The organism is Streptomyces sp. SID3212 (assembly GCF_009865405.1).
Taxonomy (GTDB): Bacteria; Actinomycetota; Actinomycetes; order Streptomycetales; family Streptomycetaceae; genus Streptomyces.
Map to the genome: position 1 here is coordinate 1 of NZ_WWJY01000099.1, position 375 is coordinate 375.

1 pseudogene is annotated in these 375 nt (G+C 77.1%); it reads right to left on the reverse strand.

From position 1 onward, the window contains the following. Window positions 1-375, reverse strand: a pseudogene (locus GT042_RS02890) (hypothetical protein); the annotation flags it as partial.

Sequence of the window (375 nt, forward strand, 5' to 3'; positions counted from 1 at the left end):
CCCCGTCGGGCGCCGGACCCGGAACGCGGTCCGGGCCGGCGGTCTCGTGGGACCACCGGTCTCCCATCGCGTCCACGTGCCTCCGCAGCAGCGCGAGTCCCTCGCCCGTGCGACCGGCCAGGACCGCCGACATGCCCGTGCGGTACGACTCCAGCACCGGGTCGGCCGGCTCGGGACGTATACGGTCCAGCGCCTCGCGGCAGGCTGGTGCGTCGCCCATCGCCCAGGCCGCCTCCGCCGCGCCCAGCAGCGCGCGCACGGCCCGTTCCGTGTCGTGCGCGGAAAGCAGGTCCGCCGCCATGAGCAGGGTCTCCCTGGCGTCGGCCGCCGGCCCGTCGTGCAGGCCCAGCAGCCCGTGCACGTAGTGGGCGCGGC